The organism is Pseudomonas sp. NFX15 (assembly GCF_049132105.1).
In the GTDB taxonomy this organism is placed as follows: domain Bacteria; phylum Pseudomonadota; class Gammaproteobacteria; order Pseudomonadales; family Pseudomonadaceae; genus Aquipseudomonas.
This window is the reverse complement of record NZ_JAFMPV010000041.1, coordinates 1-16,138: the sequence shown is the minus strand read 5'-3', so window position 1 is coordinate 16,138 and position 16,138 is coordinate 1. Positions and strand designations below refer to the sequence as shown.

Sequence of the window (16,138 nt, the reverse complement as noted above, 5' to 3'; positions counted from 1 at the left end):
CCAATGAGCTATCGAGCGAGCGGATAGGTAAAGTTCTTTCCATCAACTTCTTAACCCCTGACGGAGAGTCAACGATGCCTATCATCAACAGCCAAGTTAAACCGTTTAAAGCTGACGCATTCAAAAATGGCGACTTCGTAAAAGTCTCGGACGCTGACCTCAAAGGCAAGTGGTCGGTGGTGTTCTTCTACCCAGCCGACTTCACCTTCGTCTGCCCGACCGAACTGGAAGACCTGGCTGACAACTACGACGCTTTCCAGAAACTGGGCGTCGAGATCTACAGCGTTTCCACCGACACTCACTTTGCCCACGCTGCCTGGCACAACACGTCGCCAGCCATCGGCAAGATCCAGTACACCATGATCGGCGACCCAACCCACGCCATCTCCCGCAACTTCGACGTGCTGATCGAAGACGCTGGCCTGGCTGACCGTGGCACCTTCGTGATCAACCCTGAAGGCCAGATCAAGATCGTTGAACTGAACGATGGCGGTGTAGGTCGTGACGCTTCCGAGCTGCTGCGCAAGATCAAGGCTGCTCAGTACGTTGCTGCTCACCCAGGCCAGGTTTGCCCAGCCAAGTGGAAAGAAGGCGAGGCCACGCTGGCTCCGTCCCTGGACCTGGTCGGCAAGATCTAAGACTGTGATCGCTGTATCAGGGCGGGACACCGCACCGACTCGGTAAGCTGCACCGCCCAATAAAACGCCCGGGCGAGATTCGCTCGGGCGTTTTTTTGCCTGCTCTAAATGAATCAGTAAAAGGAAATCGCCCGTATGTTGGACGCCAATCTTAAAGCCCAGTTGAAATCGTACCTGGAACGGGTCACCCAGCCGATCGAGATCGTTGCCTCCCTCGACGACGGTGCGAAATCCCAGGAAATGCTCGAATTGTTGAAAGACGTTGCCAGTCTTTCCACCCAGATTACCCTGCTCGACAACGGCGACGATGCACGCAAGCCGTCGTTCTCGATCAATCGCCCGGACGCCGACATCAGCCTGCGCTTCGCCGGTATCCCCATGGGCCATGAATTTACGTCCCTGGTGCTGGCCTTGCTGCAAGTCGGCGGTCACCCGTCGAAAGCCAGTGTCGAGGTGATCGAGCAGATTCGCTCGCTCAAAGGCGAGTTCAACTTCGAGACCTACTTCTCGTTGTCGTGCCAGAACTGCCCGGACGTGGTCCAGGCACTGAACCTGATGGCGGTCCTGAACCCGAACATCCGCCACGTCGCCATCGACGGCGCGCTGTTCCAGGCCGAAGTCGATGAGCGTCAGATCATGGCCGTGCCAAGCATCTACCTCAATGGCGTGAACTTCGGTCAGGGCCGTATGGGCCTGGAAGAAATCCTTGCCAGGATCGACACCAGCGGTATCGAGCGCCAGGCCGAGAAAATCAGCGCCAAGGAAGCCTTTGATGTGCTGGTGGTCGGCGGTGGCCCGGCCGGTGCTTCTGCGGCGATCTATGCCGCTCGCAAAGGCATCCGCACCGGTGTCGCAGCCGAGCGTTTTGGTGGGCAGGTGCTGGACACCATGGCCATCGAGAACTTCATCTCGGTGCAGGAAACCGAAGGACCGAAGCTGGCCGTGGCGCTGGAAGAGCACGTCAAGCAATACGACGTGGACATCATGAACCTGCAACGTGCCGACAAACTCGTGACCGGCAAGAACGGCGAGCTGCACGAAGTTCACTTCGCCAGCGGCGCGACGCTCAAGGCCAAGACCGTGATTCTCGCGACCGGCGCTCGGTGGCGAGAAATGAACGTGCCGGGCGAGCAGCAATACCGCAACAAGGGCGTGGCGTACTGCCCGCACTGTGACGGTCCGCTGTTCAAGGGCAAGCGCGTGGCGGTGATAGGCGGCGGTAACTCCGGCGTCGAGGCAGCCATCGACCTGGCCGGTATCGTGTCCCACGTTACCCTGCTGGAGTTCGACGTACAGTTGCGCGCCGATGCGGTATTGCAACGCAAGTTGCACAGCCTGCCGAACGTCACCGTGATCACCAGTGCACAAACCACTGAAGTCACCGGCGACGGTCAGAAGGTCAACGGGCTGCGCTACAAGGACCGTCAGAGTGACGAACTGCGCAGCGTGGAACTGGAAGGGATCTTCGTGCAAATCGGTCTGCTGCCTAACACCGATTGGCTCAAAGGCACCATCGAGTTGTCGCCGCGTGGCGAGATCATCGTCGATGCTCGCGGTGAAACCTCGGTGCCGGGCGTGTTCGCCGCCGGCGACGTGACCACCGTGCCTTACAAGCAGATCGTGATTGCAGTAGGTGAGGGCGCCAAGGCCTCGCTGAGTGCCTTCGATCACTTGATCCGCACGTCTGCCCCGGCATAAATCCCGACGCTTGAAACACAAAAAAACCCATGAATGGTCATGGGGTTTTTTGTGTACGCAATCTTTGTAGGAGCCGGATTGTCGGCGAAAGCGGTATTCCAGTCACCAACGATGCTGGATGTGCCGCCGCCTTCGCCAGCAAGCCGGTTCCTACAGGGGACTTGCGGTGAAGCTTACAGCGGCGCTGGCTGAATGATCTCGACCCAATAAGCATCCGGATCCTTGATGAACGCCAGGCTCTTCATGCGGCCATCACTCAGGCGTTTTTGGAAATCGCAGCCCAGCGCTTCAAAGCGCTCGCAGGCGGCGACGATGTCCGGGACCGAAATGCAGATGTGGCCGAAACCGCGTGGGTCGGTGTTGCCATTGTGGTAGGCGAAATCGGCGTCGTTTTCGGTGCCGTGGTTGTGGGTCAGTTCGAGGATGCCGGGGATCGATTTCATCCACTCGGTGCGTGCGGCGGCATCGGCCGGAATCTGGTTCTTGTCCACCAGTGCCAGGAAGTACAGGCTGAACTCGGCTTCCGGGAAATCGCGTTTTTCCACCAGCGTGAAGCCCAAGATGCGGGTGTAGAAATCCAGGGACTTGGTGATGTCCTTCACACGCAACATGGTGTGGTTGAAGACGAAATTCTTCGTCGCAGCGTCCGGTTGGGCGGTGACGCCGGGAAAGGTGTTCAATTCGTGCAGGCTCATGGGGCCCTCCGGTCAATATGTGGGCTAACGAATGGCGACAATGATACGCAAGGGTTCTGACATCACCAAACCGAAACAGACGGCTATTGCCTGACAGCCGGCCTGGGCCCAGACTTTACGGCTTGATCCGTGAGTGCCCATTGCAATGATTCGATCTTTTAAAGTGCTGTTGATCCTGCTCGGCGTGTGTTCGGCGGTTGGCGTTGCCCGCGCCGATGCGCCCGTGGTGAGCTGGCCCGAAGGCTGGCAAGTCGAGGTGGTGCCCGAAGCAACGTCTGGCGTCAGTCGTCAGCGGGCGGTGAAAAATGATCAGAATGGAACGCCGGTCATGGTGATGGAACTGACGATGAGTCCTGTGCAAAGCGATCATCAGGTCAACCTCGAAGGCGTACTCCTGGAAATGCGAAAGTCAGTGCAAAAGGACTTCTTTCAGGGCGGGTATCAAAGTGTCTGCACGCGAATTCATTCGACTACCTTGAGTGGTTTGGCTGCACTGGAAACAACCTGCACCGTCACGCAAAACGGAACGCACGTACTCTCTCAAACATTGGTGGCCGCGGTGGATGCCGATAAAGCCTATGTTCTTTCCTATGCCGGGCAGGCTGAGGTTTATAAAGCGAGCCAGGCAGAAATAGACGCGGCCCGAAACAGCTTGAAACTTTAATATGGGTCAGTGCTTTTTCGATGCATGAAGAAATTTTTAGATACCCAAATGGATTAAGCACAAAGTTGATGGGTCGTTAAAAATTGCTTGTACCCACTCGGTATTTAGATGCGCAAACGAAAAAACCCTGCATACGCAGGGCTTTTTTGAGGTGCTGCAAGAGTTAGCCGCGTAGCCAGGAATCCACGGTGGCTGCACCGTATTGTTCCTTCCAGGCTTTCAGGCCGCGGTGGTTGCCGCCCTTGGTTTCAATCAGTTCGCCGGTGTGCGGGTTCTGGTAAACCTTGACCACACGGGCGCGGCGGGTTTTAGGTGCTGCAGCCTGCTGCAGGCCGGATTTTGCCGGGTTCGGATCGAGAATGGCAATGATGTCGCGCAGACTCTTGCCATAGGTTTTCATCAAACCCTGGAGCTTCTCTTCGAATTCGATTTCTTTCTTGAGCCCGGCGTCGTTCTTCAAGGACTCCAGCTGCTTGAGCTGTTCTTGAAGGGCCTTTTCGGCTGCACGGAATTCAGCGAGTCTGGACAATATCTTTACTCCAATAGTGTGTTTGGCTGATACCAACCGCAAACAAAGCTATAAGCCAAGAGCCTTGAAGCGACTCGGTGATAGTGGCTCGCCTGCCAATTTAGCGCAGGCATGAAAAATTGTAGTAGTTAATTGGCTAAGAGTAAATCCTGTCTTTTTCATCATGTAACTAATGTAGTATTTTGATTCAAATTGGTGCGTTTGATCGTTGTTTTGTCGGTTAAATCGGCTAGTTAATGGTCGCTTAATGCACTAATGAATTCCGCACCAGGCATGGGTTTGCCGAACAGATAACCTTGCAGGAAGTTAACCTGGTGCGCGCGCAGGTATTCACTTTGCTCGCGGGTTTCGACACCTTCTGCAACGAGGGCGAGGTCGAGTTTGACCGCCAGCTCGATGATGCTGTCGAGAATGTGGCTGGAAAGGGTGTCGACGCCAATCATCGCGACAAAGCTCTGGTCGATCTTCAGGAAGTCGACATTGAACTGGCGCAGGTAGCCAAGGCTGGAGTGGCCCGTACCAAAGTCGTCGATGGCGATTTTCACCCCCAGTTCACGCAATTGCTCGAACAATTGCAAGGTAATGGGCGTGGGCTCGATCAGTTCGCGCTCGGTCAGCTCCAGCACCAGATGGATCGAGCCCGGTTCGAAGGCGTCGAGAAACTCGCGACAATCCTTGATCAATGCCAGATCGCGGCAATGGCTGGCGGTGATGTTAATGCCAATGTGAAACGGCTTGCGCAAAGTCGCTGATTGCGGTCCGAGCAGGGCGGCGGTCTGGCGCATCAAGGAGCGAGTCATCGGCACGATCAGCCCCGAGTGCTCGGCAAACGGGATGAACAGGTCCGGGCGCACCAGGCCTTCCTTCGGGTGTTTCCAGCGCATCAACACTTCAGCGCCTGACCAGCTTTCATCATTGCCGTGCACCACGGGTTGGAAATACGGAATGAACTCTGAAGCGTGCAACGCACGTTGCATTTCCTGGGTGGGTGCCAATGAGCGCTTTTGCAGGAAGTGCCCAATAGAGCCGGCGATCACCCCGAAGAACAACAGCAAACTGAACAGTGGTGGGTACTCGCTGCTCATGTAGCGCCAGATCTCACCTCTGGGAAACCCGGCTTCCACGGCGAACGCATAGTGTTCGGAGGTCAATCGGGTCGACGCAATTGGCGGCACCGGCGGGGCGCCGGTGTGGACCATGCCATCGGCGGACATCCAGTCCGGGCCCACCTGCAACAACAGCAAGGTCTTGCGACCGATCAGGCGCAGGACGTTGCTCAAGTGATAACCATCCAGGGTCGTCAGTGCGCCTTTTTTCCCTTCGCTCAGGCGGTACACCAGCAACGCGGTATTGGGGGTCACCGGGTTGCCGTTCATCAGCCACAAGGCGCCTTGCGTGTAGTCACCGGGGTTGACCTTCTCCTCGAACTTGCCGAACAGCGAGCTGCAATAGAGGTTGTTGTCCCACACCAGATTGGTTGACCGCACGAACGGTCGGCGGGTGACCTGTTCGCGCAAGGCCAGGTTGACCTCGGCGCATTTCTGGCCGGCCAGCGGCAGTAATTCGCGGGCAGCCTGTGCGGTGTTATCGAGCATCAGGTCGAACTGAAGAATCGCTTCCTCGGCAATGACTTCGGTGCTGTGCTTGAGCGCGCGCCCCGCTTGCACATAGAGGATCGCGGCACCCAGCACCACCGGGAGCAAGCCACTGAGCAAGGTGACCGCCACTTTTGCTCTGCGACTGCGGATTTTGGCTTTCAGTGGCATTCGCGAGTCCTGTCACGAAGAAGTAAGGCTCTCTAATACTGGCAGGGCAATACGCCTCCCATAAAGAGTTCAGGTAAGGGCCATGATAGTTGGCCGTGGGCAGTTATGCCGCACAACGCAGATCGAGACTTTCGGCCGAATTGATCGAAGCCAATGCTGTGGCAGGGTGAATGGAGGGGCGCCAGTGATACGTCATCTGCCAATCGCAGGCGCTGGATCGATGTGATCGGCCGCCTGACTCTGTCAAAACCTGCGGTGTGGGCGGTGTGTCTGAAAGCCCTTGCACGGGTCATTGAAAAGGGGATTTGATACTGAGGGCGGACAAACCGTTTTACGCTGTGTAGAATCTGGTTACGCATACAATAATAATCGTCTTCTGGCAGCAGAAGCCTCGCCCGTCAGAGCCTTGGGTCGACAATGAAGATATTCGGGTTTCAACTGATCTACGGTGACTTCCTCGCCCGCAGCGTGCGGGGCATCTCCTGTGCGCCTCCCTCCGGCCTCCGCATTGCCAGCAACTAACCTTTAGTTAATTGACCAGAATGATGAGGCGCCAACCATGGCCGATCTATACGAAAACCCAATGGGCCTGATGGGCTTTGAATTCATCGAGCTCGCATCGCCGACCCCGAACACCCTGGAGCCGATCTTCGAGATCATGGGCTTCACCAAGGTCGCGACCCACCGTTCCAAGAACGTGCACCTGTATCGCCAGGGCGCGATCAACCTGATCCTCAACAACGAACCCCACAGCGTGGCTTCGTACTTTGCCGCCGAGCATGGCCCGTCGGTGTGCGGCATGGCGTTTCGCGTCAAGGATTCGCAACAAGCCTACAATCGCGCCCTCGAACTCGGTGCCCAGCCGATCCACATCGAAACCGGCCCGATGGAACTGAACCTGCCGGCGATCAAAGGCATCGGCGGCGCGCCGCTGTACCTGATCGACCGTTTCGGCGAAGGCAGCTCGATCTATGACATCGACTTCGTATTTCTTGAAGGCGTTGATCGTCACCCGGTCGGTGCGGGCCTGAAGATCATCGATCACCTGACCCACAACGTGTATCGCGGTCGCATGGCCTACTGGGCCAATTTCTACGAGAAGCTGTTCAACTTCCGCGAGATCCGCTACTTCGACATCAAGGGCGAGTACACCGGCCTGACTTCCAAGGCGATGACCGCGCCGGATGGGATGATCCGCATCCCGCTCAACGAAGAGTCATCCAAGGGCGCCGGGCAGATCGAAGAGTTCCTGATGCAGTTCAACGGTGAGGGCATCCAGCACGTTGCCTTCCTGGCCGATGACCTGCTCAAGACCTGGGATCACCTGAAAAGCATCGGCATGCGCTTCATGACCGCGCCGCCGGACACCTACTACGAAATGCTTGAAGGCCGTTTGCCGAACCATGGCGAGCCCGTGGGCGAGTTGCAGGCGCGGGGCATTCTGCTGGACGGTTCGTCCGAGTCAGGTGACAAACGCCTGCTATTGCAGATCTTCTCTGAAACCCTGATGGGGCCGGTATTCTTTGAGTTCATCCAGCGCAAGGGCGACGACGGTTTCGGCGAAGGCAACTTCAAGGCACTGTTCGAATCCATCGAGCGTGATCAGGTGCGTCGTGGTGTGTTGTCCACGGACTGATCGAACAAAACGTTAAACCTGTCGGAGCGAGCCTGCTCGCGATGGTGTGTCAGTTGGCAACTATGTAGCTGACCCACCATCGCGAGCAGGCTCGCTCCTACAATTGTTTCTGCGTGAGGTTAAGGTCTGCGCTGGCGGACCAAATGCTTGAACCCCTCAAACACCAGCACCAGCACCGCCATCCAGATCGGGATGTAGGTCAGCCATTCCCCGGCCTTGATACTTTCCCCGAGCAACAACGCCACGCCCAGCAACAGCACCGGTTCGACGTAGCTCAACAAGCCGAACAGGCTGAACGGCAGCAGGCGACTGGCGATGATATAGACCACCAGCGCCGACGCACTGATCACGCCGAGCAGCGGGATCAACAGCGACAGCCATGGATGCTGGTCGAACACACCAAAACCTTGCGCGCCACTCTGGACGAACCAGAACGCCACCGGCAGCGTCAACGCCATGTCCAGCCACAGCCCACCGAGGTTGTCCGCCTTCAGGCGTTTGCGCAGCACGAAATAGGTCGGGTAGCCAATGCACACCAGCAAGGTCGCCCAGGAAAAACCGCCGACCTGATACACCTCGTTGATCACGCCCAGGCAGGCAAACACCACGGCGACTTTTTGCAGGTAGGACAGGCGTTCGCCGTAGGCGATGCGCCCGGTCAGGACCATGGTCAGCGGCAGCAGGAAGTAACCGAGGGACACGTCCAGGCTGTAGCCGTTGAGCGGCGCCCACATGAACAGCCACAGTTGCACGCCGAGCAGGGCGGAGGAGGCGATCAACGCGCCCATCAATTTCGGATTGTCCTTGGCGCGCCGAACGATCTCCAGCACGCGTTTCCATTCGCCGGACACCACCATGAACACGGTCATGCACGGCACGGTCAGCAGCATGCGCCAACCGAATATTTCCACGCCGCTCAGGGGGGTGAGCAGCGACGTGTAGTAATACATGACGGCAAACAGCACCGAAGCTGAAACCGATAGAGCGATACCTTTAGACAAGCTGTCCTCGCGAGGTTGAGGTGAAACAGGGCGCGCAGGATACGTGGTTTTGGCGGTGATTACTGTCCAACTGATCAACACTGGCCTCCGTAGGAGCTGGCTCGCCAGCGAAGGCGGTCTTCCAGTCAGCGAAGCGTTGTCTGAGATGACGCCTTCGCTGGCAAGCCAGCTCCTACGCAGAGTGCGGTTGTGTCAGGTGGTGTACGGTTTACGCCCGGACACAAAATGGCTCACATCATTGAACCCCGGTGTCGAGGCATGGCCCGGTGTTACCAGCGAATCGATGAAAGCCTCGTCCTCGGCCGTAATCTTCACTGCCTGCGCCTTAGTGTAGGCATCCCATTGCGCTTCGGTGCGCGGACCGACGATGGCGGAGGTGACGGCGCTGTTGTTCAGCACCCAGGCGATGGCGAACTCGACGATGCCGACGCCGCGCTGCCGGGTGTACGCCTGGATTTGCTGGGCGATACGCAGGGACTCGACACGCCATTCGGTTTCCAGGATGCGTTTGTCCGCACGCCCGGCCCGGCTGTTGGCGTCCGGTTTGACGTCCGGTGCGTATTTGCCGCTGAGCACGCCACGGGCCAAGGGGCTGTAAGGCACCACGCCCAGACCGTAATTTTGCGCCGCGGTGATCTGCTCGGTTTCGGCCTGGCGATTGACGATGTTGTACAGAGGTTGGCTGATCACCGGGCGGTCCACACCGAGCTGGTCGGCCACGCGAATCACTTCGGCAATGCGCCAGCCACGGTAGTTGGACAAACCCCAATAACGGATTTTGCCCTGGCGAATCAGGTCGCCAATGGCCGACACCGTGACCTCCAGCGGCGTGTTGTGGTCTTCGCGATGCAGGTAATAGATGTCGAGGTAATCGGTGCCCAGGCGCGTCAAGCTGGCATCGATGCCGTTGAACAGGTGTTTGCGGCTCAGGCCGCTGCGGTTGGGGACGCCGTCCACGGGGCCGAAGCCGACCTTGGTCGCCAGCACCCATTCATGGCGACGGCTGGCGATGGCCTCGCCGACGATTTCCTCGGAACGGCCGTGGGTGTAGACGTCGGCGGTGTCGATGAAATTGATGCCCTGGTCCCAGGCCTTGTCGATGATTCGCAGGGAATTTTCGGTGCTGGTCTGTTCGCCGAACATCATGGTGCCCAGGGTCAGGGTGGACACGTGCAGACCCGAATGACCCAGCGTGCGGTAGCTCATGAAAAAATCCTTTTAACGGTGGGAAAGGCTCAATCAAATACCATAAGCCTTGTCTGTATCAATCTGAATGATTGACCCGCAGCCACGGGGTTAAGCGCCAGCCACCGGGGTGACGCCGGATGGGCGGCGTACAGCTCACGCATTTTTTCCAGGTCGCGCACAAACCAGCTGTTCAGCCAATGTCGGAACTGCTGCTGGATCGTGTCGTGGTACATCGGATGATCCCTGATATTGACGACGGCGTGCGCCGCCATCATTCCGGACATGATGGCCTTCAGCACGCCATGGGACGTTCCGGGATCAAGTACCGATGCAGCGTCGCCAACAATGAAGTAGCCGGGGCCGGCGCATTGCTGACAGGCGCGCCAGGTGACATCCGCACCCCGTACGCCACCGACGTGATGCAAATGTTCGAACAGCGAAGGCGCTCGTATTATCGTCGCTTGTCGACTGTCGAAGTTCAAGCGGGTCCAGGTGTACGAGTCATCACCTATTTTGGCAATCCAGCACCAGCCATCCTGGTCAGCGATGATGCCGGGTGCGTCATCACATACGGCAGACGCTCCTCTGGCATAGCCATACATCGCCAGCAGGCGTGGTGAAAAAACAGCACGTGGCAGTGCCAGTCGCCGTGCCAGCCAGCCACTGGCGCCGCTGGCGTCTATCACGTGCGAGCAATGGAACACGCCGTTGTCCGTTTCCAGGCCCATGACGACAGTGTTTTTTCGAATGACCTTTCTGGCGCGGCAAGGTCGCACGACAGTGACGCCCAACGCCTGGGTTTTTTTGAGCAGCAGGTTGTCCAGGATGCGACGGGGAATTTGAAAGCCACGCCATGGTTTACCGGGTTCACCGCCAAACGCACTGAAGTGACGCGCTGCACCCCATTGCACCCAGTTTCCGGCGTGCCGAATAAAATTCCCCTGCAGGACTTCATCGGCGATCCCCAGTTGTTCCAGCAATGGCTCGATCCCGGGAGGCAAGGTTTCCCCGGGCCGTTCACGGCAAACGGTTGATTGTTCCAGCAACGCCACGCGCAATCCCTGTTGCGCGCAAAGAATGGCCGCGGCGCTACCTGCGGGGCCGGCACCGATGATCACGACATCATGCTTACTCAATCTCCACAGCCTTCCACGCGTCTTGCTCGCGCTTGATCAGAAGCCAGGCGGGGCTGGCAAACAGGTCAACCATTTCCACTATTTCAGCATGCCGCTTGGTGAAGTCGTCGGGCGGTGTCGTCGTGGTTGCCCTGTTGTTTTTATAGATCCGGTAGAAGTGAACAGGCACGTGCAAGGATGTTCCTGTTTCTGACTCGGCCTGTTCCAGTTCGGCATTGGGGCGCGTGATCGTCATGAACGACAATACCGACCATGCCGATTTTTCATCTCGTTCTATTGCCCCTAATGCTTTGAACGCATGGTGCATGGACAAGATTCGCGCCTGGTAATCCTCGGCCGTTGTTTGTGCCAGTGGGTACACTGAAAGCAAGCCAGCGAGGGCGTTTTTGGTGTAGTCGGTAAACTCGTAATTGATGTATTCCACAACCTGTTTACCATTGGCGGCGTCAATCAGCCGGGGGCCGTTGACGCCGTCCCATTTTCCCGTTTCATCATCGGTCAGCGGGATGATTGGAATCCAGTCGAGTTTGGGTTCAAACGTCTTTGAGTTGTCTGGCGAAACAGCGGGCCAATAGCCGCCCTGGGAAGCGCAAATCCGCACGTCTTCGGTAAAGGGGCTGCCCAGTTCGTACGCGCATAATGATTTAGGCGTGAACCCGTTTTCAGTACTGATTTCCCAGCCTGGGCTGAACGTGGCTGCCGCCGCGTCAGATAACCAGGTCTGACGTTGCGCTGACGCGACGTCAGCCGCGATAACCTGCTCCAGGCCGTCCACCTGGTGCGAGACGATGGCGGTGATTCCGTTGTCCTCCAACTGGAAGTGACCGCCCTCCAATCCCGGGTTGCCGGCCAATCGCCGGTCCGAAAGCACTTTGAGGGTTTGCGCATACAAACGCTCTGGAAGGTCCTGTCGATCGGTCCACTCAAGCAACTGGCGCTGAGTGTACAGAGGGTAGAAGTCGGGGGCAGCCACCAGTGAATAAGCCACGGCATTGCCCATTCCCGTCGCTTCCAGTTGCGGGCAGGTAGCCCGCACCCAACCTTCAGCAGTGAAGTCGATGAAGTGCAAGGCGTGATAGTCGCCGGCTTTGACAATCTCCACGACATTTGGCTCCAGATTCAAATCCTGTACGGTCCCGTCTTCACGCCGTTTGTAACGTCGATTAATGATGTATCCCCCGAAGCTCGGGTTTGGCGGGACATGGAAAAACACGTTTTCGCCTTCATAAATGGCCTCTTCCACCAATCGTGCCTTGTGGATGGGCCTTATCAGGCCTTTTCCGCATTCCTGTTCGTTGGCCCATTCAACAAGATCATCGGTCATGACGAACGGTGGTCGAGAGATGTCCGGCTCATGCCAGCCGGCATTGGGAAACTTGAGGTGAAATTGACGGAGTTTTTCATTGATATGAAAACACTCCATGTCCACTGCCAATTCCAGTCCGGCAATGCACTCGGCGCCCTCGAACAGTTTTTGCAGGGGCACCCAGAAATTCCGCGCGCCATCGCCGTCTTGAAAAGACAGCGGCCCGAACGAACCCTCATCGCCTTTTTTCTGCATGGCGATGTAAGGGCTGTAGCGTGCTGGTGTTACGCAAATGGCCTGCGGGTCGTCGGCCATCCATGGCAGAAACCCGCGGCGCGCCGGATCGTATCGCGCAGGTGCGGTACCCACTCGAGCAATACCGGTACGCGAAAAGCACAAGTCAGCCTGTGTTCGATGAACCGTGTCCGGTCTTGGGCGGTATTCAGTGGCAAAGACAACAAGGGCCAGGGGCGTGCCTTCCCCGGCCTGTTGTTGAAGGTCAGCAAGCGAGGGCGGACTGACGCCATAGACATAATTCAAGACCGCCTCTATATCGGCGGCGCTGGGGTACAGCGTCAACTTCTGGCCGTTGGGGGCGGTGATGACGTTGGGCGACGCGAGCGCATGGTAAAAAAGACTGTGGGAAGGTTTTGCCGCTTCAATGCCGCGCTGGCCGAGTGATGAAAAATCCTCGAACCCTTTGACCGTTCGATCTATTGCCAGCGTTTTGTTCAACTCGCCAGCCAAGGATTGGGCCTTGATATCGAGCCCGTGCTTCAACAAAAGCGCGTGCCAACCATCATCTGTCGCCAAGCGTGCGCAGACGCCTTCGACGGCTTTGATCAAACTCATGATATTCCCCTGTTTGTCGTGTAGGTGCTTACACAAACTCGGGGGGCTAAAAGCAGAATAAAAGAGCCGATCCGATACGACTTTGTGACTTCGCGAGTCAGCATAGTTCGCGATATTGAACCTGCAAGATCGAAAGACGTCGCGGTGACAGGTCCGCGACGTCCGTGAGAGGGATTACTGGTTGCGCAACGTACGGGTCATGCGCAACGCCAGCAAACTGCCGCAGACAATCACACCCGCCAACAGGTACAGCGCCGCATCGGTCGAACCGGTGCTGTCCTTGACCCAACCCACCAGGTACGGGCTGAGGAAACCGGCCATCTGCCCCATGGAGTTGATCAGTGCCAGGCCACCGGCAGCGGCGCCAGCGCTCAGCAGCGCAGTCGGTACCGGCCAGAACATCGGCAGGCCGGTGAGGGCGCCCATGGTGGCGATGGTCAGGCCGAGAATCGCGATGGCCGGGTTGGCGGCGAAGTTCACGGCGATCAACAGCCCCAGCGCGCCCATCAGCATCGGCACCACCAAATGCCAGCGACGTTCCTGGCGCAGGTCCGCCGAACGGCCCACCATCAGCATGAAGACCGCGGCCAGCAGGTACGGAATCGCACTGAGCCAGCCGATGACCAGGTTATCGCTGAAGCCCAGGTTCTTGATGATCGACGGCAGCCAGAAGTTGATCGCGTACACGCCACTCTGGATGCAGAAATAGATCAGGCCGAAGGCCCAGATCGCCGGGTTCTTGAACACCGCCAGCAGCGAATCGGTCGTGGTTTTCGGCTTGTTCGCAAGATCGAAGGCGTGGTCGGCTTCCAGCACGGCGCGCTCATGCGAGGTCAGCCACTTGGCGTTGGCAAAGCTGTCGCTGAGCAGGAAGTAAGCCACGGCGCCGAGGATGACGGTCGGGATGCCTTGCAGCAGGAACATCCACTGCCAGCCGGCAAGCCCGCCTTGCCCTGCGGCGAAGTGGTTGAGAATCCAGCCGGAGAATGGGCTGCCAAGCAAACCGGAGACCGGGATCGCCGACATGAACAGCGCCATGATGCGGCCACGGCGGAAGGTCGGGAACCACTGCGAGAGGTACAACACCACGCCCGGGAAGAATCCGGCTTCGGCCGCGCCGGTGAACAGGCGCAAGGTATAGAACTCGGTCGGCGTGGTGACGAACAACAGGCAGGTGGACAGCGTGCCCCAAGTGATCATCATCAGCGCAATCCAGCGCCGTGGGCCGAATTTGGTCAGAGCCAGGTTGCTCGGCACGCCGCACAACACGTAACCGATAAAGAAGATGCCGGCACCGAGGCCGTACACGGTCTCGCTGAACTTCAGCGCGTCGAGCATCTGCAGTTTGGCAAATCCAACGTTTACCCGGTCGAGGTAGTTGAACAGGTAGCAGATGAAAATGAAGGGGATCAAGCGCAGGGTAATGCGCTTGTAGACGGCGTTTTTGTCGTCAGCGATGGCGTCGGACGCTACGGCGCTCTGTGTCATGGCGGCTCTCTCTTTATTATGATTTTTTGCGATGCAAAGGGTAACGTTGATCGCCCCCAGAGTCTCGACCACCCTCAGGGTGGCTGTCTTTGTGCCTGAGCACAGGGTTTGTTACCAAGGCCTGTGCGGGTGAACAACCTGTTCCATCACTGTCTTCAAGGATCACTTGCATGTTTGAACTCGATCACGACCTGGCCCAGGACATCGTCGACCGGGCGATGGCTATCCTGCCGTACAACGTTAACGTCATGGACAGCCAGGGCTTGATCCTGGGCAGCGGTGAGCCGGAGCGGGTCAACACCCGGCATGAAGGCGCGCAACTGGTTTTGGCCAATGGCCGGGTGGTGGAGATCGATGCGCAGACGGCGATTCATCTCAAGGGCGTGCAGCCGGGTATCAACCTGCCGCTGATGCTCGACCAGCGCCTGATCGGCGTACTGGGCATCACCGGCGAACCCGAGCAACTGCGCACCTACGCCGAGCTGGTGCGCATGACCGCCGAAATGCTGGTGGGCCAGCGCAATCAGCAGGCCGAACAACAATGGCGGCGCCAGCGCTGCGATGATCTGCTGGCGTTGTTGCTCAGCGAAGCCGGAGATGCTCCGCGACTGGTCGATGAAGCGCAGCAGTTGGGCCTCAAACCACAGATGACCCGGGTGCCATACCTGTTCGAACTGGGCCTGGAACACGCTCCGGGGCAAACTGTCGAGGCCCTCAGCGCCTGGTTGACGAGCCGTCACCCGGACAGTTGGTGCGTGAGCTCGGCCAAGACCTCGTTGCTCTGGTGCCGGCCGGCGAGCCAGACAGTGGAGAACGAGCGCTTGCTGGACAAACTCGACGGCCTGGGCTGGAACATCCTGCGCATTGCCGTGGGCGGGCAGGCCGATGGCCTTTCGGGCTTGCGTCGCTGCTATCGCCGGGTCGGTGACTTGCTGGCCTACGGGCGCGAGGTGTTGCCGTGCTCCCGATTGCTGACGCTCAATCGCTATCGACTGCCGGTGATGCTGTGGCGCCACCGCAACGACGACGCCCTCGACGAACTGCTCAATCCGCTGCGCAAGGTCATTGCCAAGGACAACAACGGCCAGTTGCTGGCAACCCTGCGCAGCTGGTGCGAACACGACGGCCAGAGCCAGGCCTGCGCCGATGCACTGGGCATCCATCGCAACAGCCTGCGCTATCGCATGGAGCGCATTGCCGAGCTGAGCGGGGTTGATCCACTAAGATTGGACGGCATGCTGGCGCTGTACCTGGGCGTGCAACTGCTTCCCCAAACCGACACCCACAACCCCCTGTAGGCGCTGGCTTGCCAGCGAAGGCGTCCTCAAGGACACCGCCCGATTCAATGGCCCCTTCGCTGGCAAGCCAGCTCCTACAGAGCGAAGGCGTGCTGAAAACCACCGTAGGACTCAAAGGCCTCTTCGCTGGCAAGCTGTTGTGGCTCAATATTTATGGACCATGATGTAGGAGTATCAACCTAAGGAAGCATCATGGGATTTCGGATCGTTACTGCCGAAGAGAAGGCGGAAGCTGTGCGCTTG

At 58.2% G+C, this 16,138-nt stretch carries 13 protein-coding genes; 5 read left to right on the top strand and 8 right to left on the bottom strand.

Translation table 11 applies throughout. The features are described from left to right. Positions 1 to 74: 74 nt before the first annotated feature. Positions 75 to 638, top strand: coding sequence for an alkyl hydroperoxide reductase subunit C (ahpC, locus tag J1D76_RS26510; RefSeq protein WP_010460707.1), 564 nt, complete (start codon positions 75 to 77; stop codon positions 636 to 638). 135 nt (positions 639 to 773) lie between these two features. Next, positions 774 to 2,336 (top strand): alkyl hydroperoxide reductase subunit F, encoded by a 1,563-nt coding sequence (gene ahpF, locus J1D76_RS26505; protein WP_421141283.1) that lies wholly within the window; start codon positions 774 to 776, stop codon positions 2,334 to 2,336. Between the two features lie 173 nt (positions 2,337 to 2,509). Here ahpF and gloA read toward each other — a convergent pair whose 3' ends face one another. Further along, the gene (gene gloA / locus J1D76_RS26500; RefSeq protein WP_421141282.1) at positions 2,510 to 3,031 is read right to left on the bottom strand and encodes a lactoylglutathione lyase; all 522 of its coding nucleotides are present in this window, start codon (positions 3,029 to 3,031) and stop codon (positions 2,510 to 2,512) included. A gap of 145 nt (positions 3,032 to 3,176) precedes the next feature. Here gloA and J1D76_RS26495 point away from each other — a divergent pair, with 145 nt between their 5' ends. Continuing rightward, positions 3,177 to 3,695 carry a DUF4946 domain-containing protein gene (locus J1D76_RS26495; RefSeq protein ID WP_421141280.1) on the top strand — a complete coding sequence of 173 codons (519 nt, stop codon included), beginning with the start codon at positions 3,177 to 3,179 and terminating at the stop codon, positions 3,693 to 3,695. A gap of 163 nt (positions 3,696 to 3,858) precedes the next feature. Here the strand turns inward: J1D76_RS26495 and J1D76_RS26490 are convergent, their stop codons facing one another. Continuing rightward, complete coding sequence (locus J1D76_RS26490; protein ID WP_008075430.1) at positions 3,859 to 4,224, bottom strand: histone-like nucleoid-structuring protein, MvaT/MvaU family; 366 nt, start codon at positions 4,222 to 4,224, stop codon at positions 3,859 to 3,861. A 233-nt stretch (positions 4,225 to 4,457) separates the two neighbouring features. Further along, the gene (locus tag J1D76_RS26485) at positions 4,458 to 5,990 is read right to left on the bottom strand and encodes an EAL domain-containing protein (RefSeq protein ID WP_421141279.1); all 1,533 of its coding nucleotides are present in this window, start codon (positions 5,988 to 5,990) and stop codon (positions 4,458 to 4,460) included. Positions 5,991 to 6,549: 559 nt separating this feature from the next. On the opposite strand from J1D76_RS26485, the gene hppD reads away from it, so the two are divergent. After that, positions 6,550 to 7,626 (top strand): 4-hydroxyphenylpyruvate dioxygenase, encoded by a 1,077-nt coding sequence (hppD, locus tag J1D76_RS26480; RefSeq protein ID WP_421141278.1) that lies wholly within the window; start codon positions 6,550 to 6,552, stop codon positions 7,624 to 7,626. Positions 7,627 to 7,745: 119 nt separating this feature from the next. On the opposite strand, the gene rarD is transcribed toward hppD, so the two are convergent. The 5 genes from rarD to J1D76_RS26455 all read right to left on the bottom strand — a co-directional run bounded on the left by rarD (position 7,746) and on the right by J1D76_RS26455 (position 14,597). Next, a complete protein-coding gene (gene rarD / locus J1D76_RS26475) occupies positions 7,746 to 8,627 on the bottom strand; it encodes an EamA family transporter RarD (RefSeq protein ID WP_421141277.1) in 882 nt (293 codons plus the stop codon). A gap of 192 nt (positions 8,628 to 8,819) precedes the next feature. Continuing rightward, positions 8,820 to 9,833: an aldo/keto reductase gene (locus J1D76_RS26470; RefSeq protein WP_421141276.1), complete on the bottom strand. Its 1,014-nt coding sequence runs from the start codon at positions 9,831 to 9,833 to the stop codon at positions 8,820 to 8,822. Positions 9,834 to 9,862: 29 nt separating this feature from the next. Further along, positions 9,863 to 10,951, bottom strand: a complete 1,089-nt coding sequence (locus J1D76_RS26465; RefSeq protein WP_421141275.1) for an NAD(P)/FAD-dependent oxidoreductase — start codon at positions 10,949 to 10,951, stop codon at positions 9,863 to 9,865. After that, complete coding sequence (locus tag J1D76_RS26460) at positions 10,944 to 13,109, bottom strand: hypothetical protein (protein WP_421141273.1); 2,166 nt, start codon at positions 13,107 to 13,109, stop codon at positions 10,944 to 10,946. Before J1D76_RS26460 ends, J1D76_RS26465 begins: the two co-directional genes overlap by 8 nt. Before the next feature lie 174 nt (positions 13,110 to 13,283). Further along, positions 13,284 to 14,597, bottom strand: a complete 1,314-nt coding sequence (locus J1D76_RS26455) for an MFS transporter (RefSeq protein ID WP_421141272.1) — start codon at positions 14,595 to 14,597, stop codon at positions 13,284 to 13,286. Positions 14,598 to 14,767: 170 nt separating this feature from the next. Here J1D76_RS26455 and J1D76_RS26450 point away from each other — a divergent pair, with 170 nt between their 5' ends. After that, on the top strand, positions 14,768 to 15,895 hold the full coding sequence (locus J1D76_RS26450; protein ID WP_421141271.1) for a sugar diacid recognition domain-containing protein: 1,128 nt from the start codon (positions 14,768 to 14,770) through the stop codon (positions 15,893 to 15,895). Positions 15,896 to 16,138: the final 243 nt, after the last annotated feature.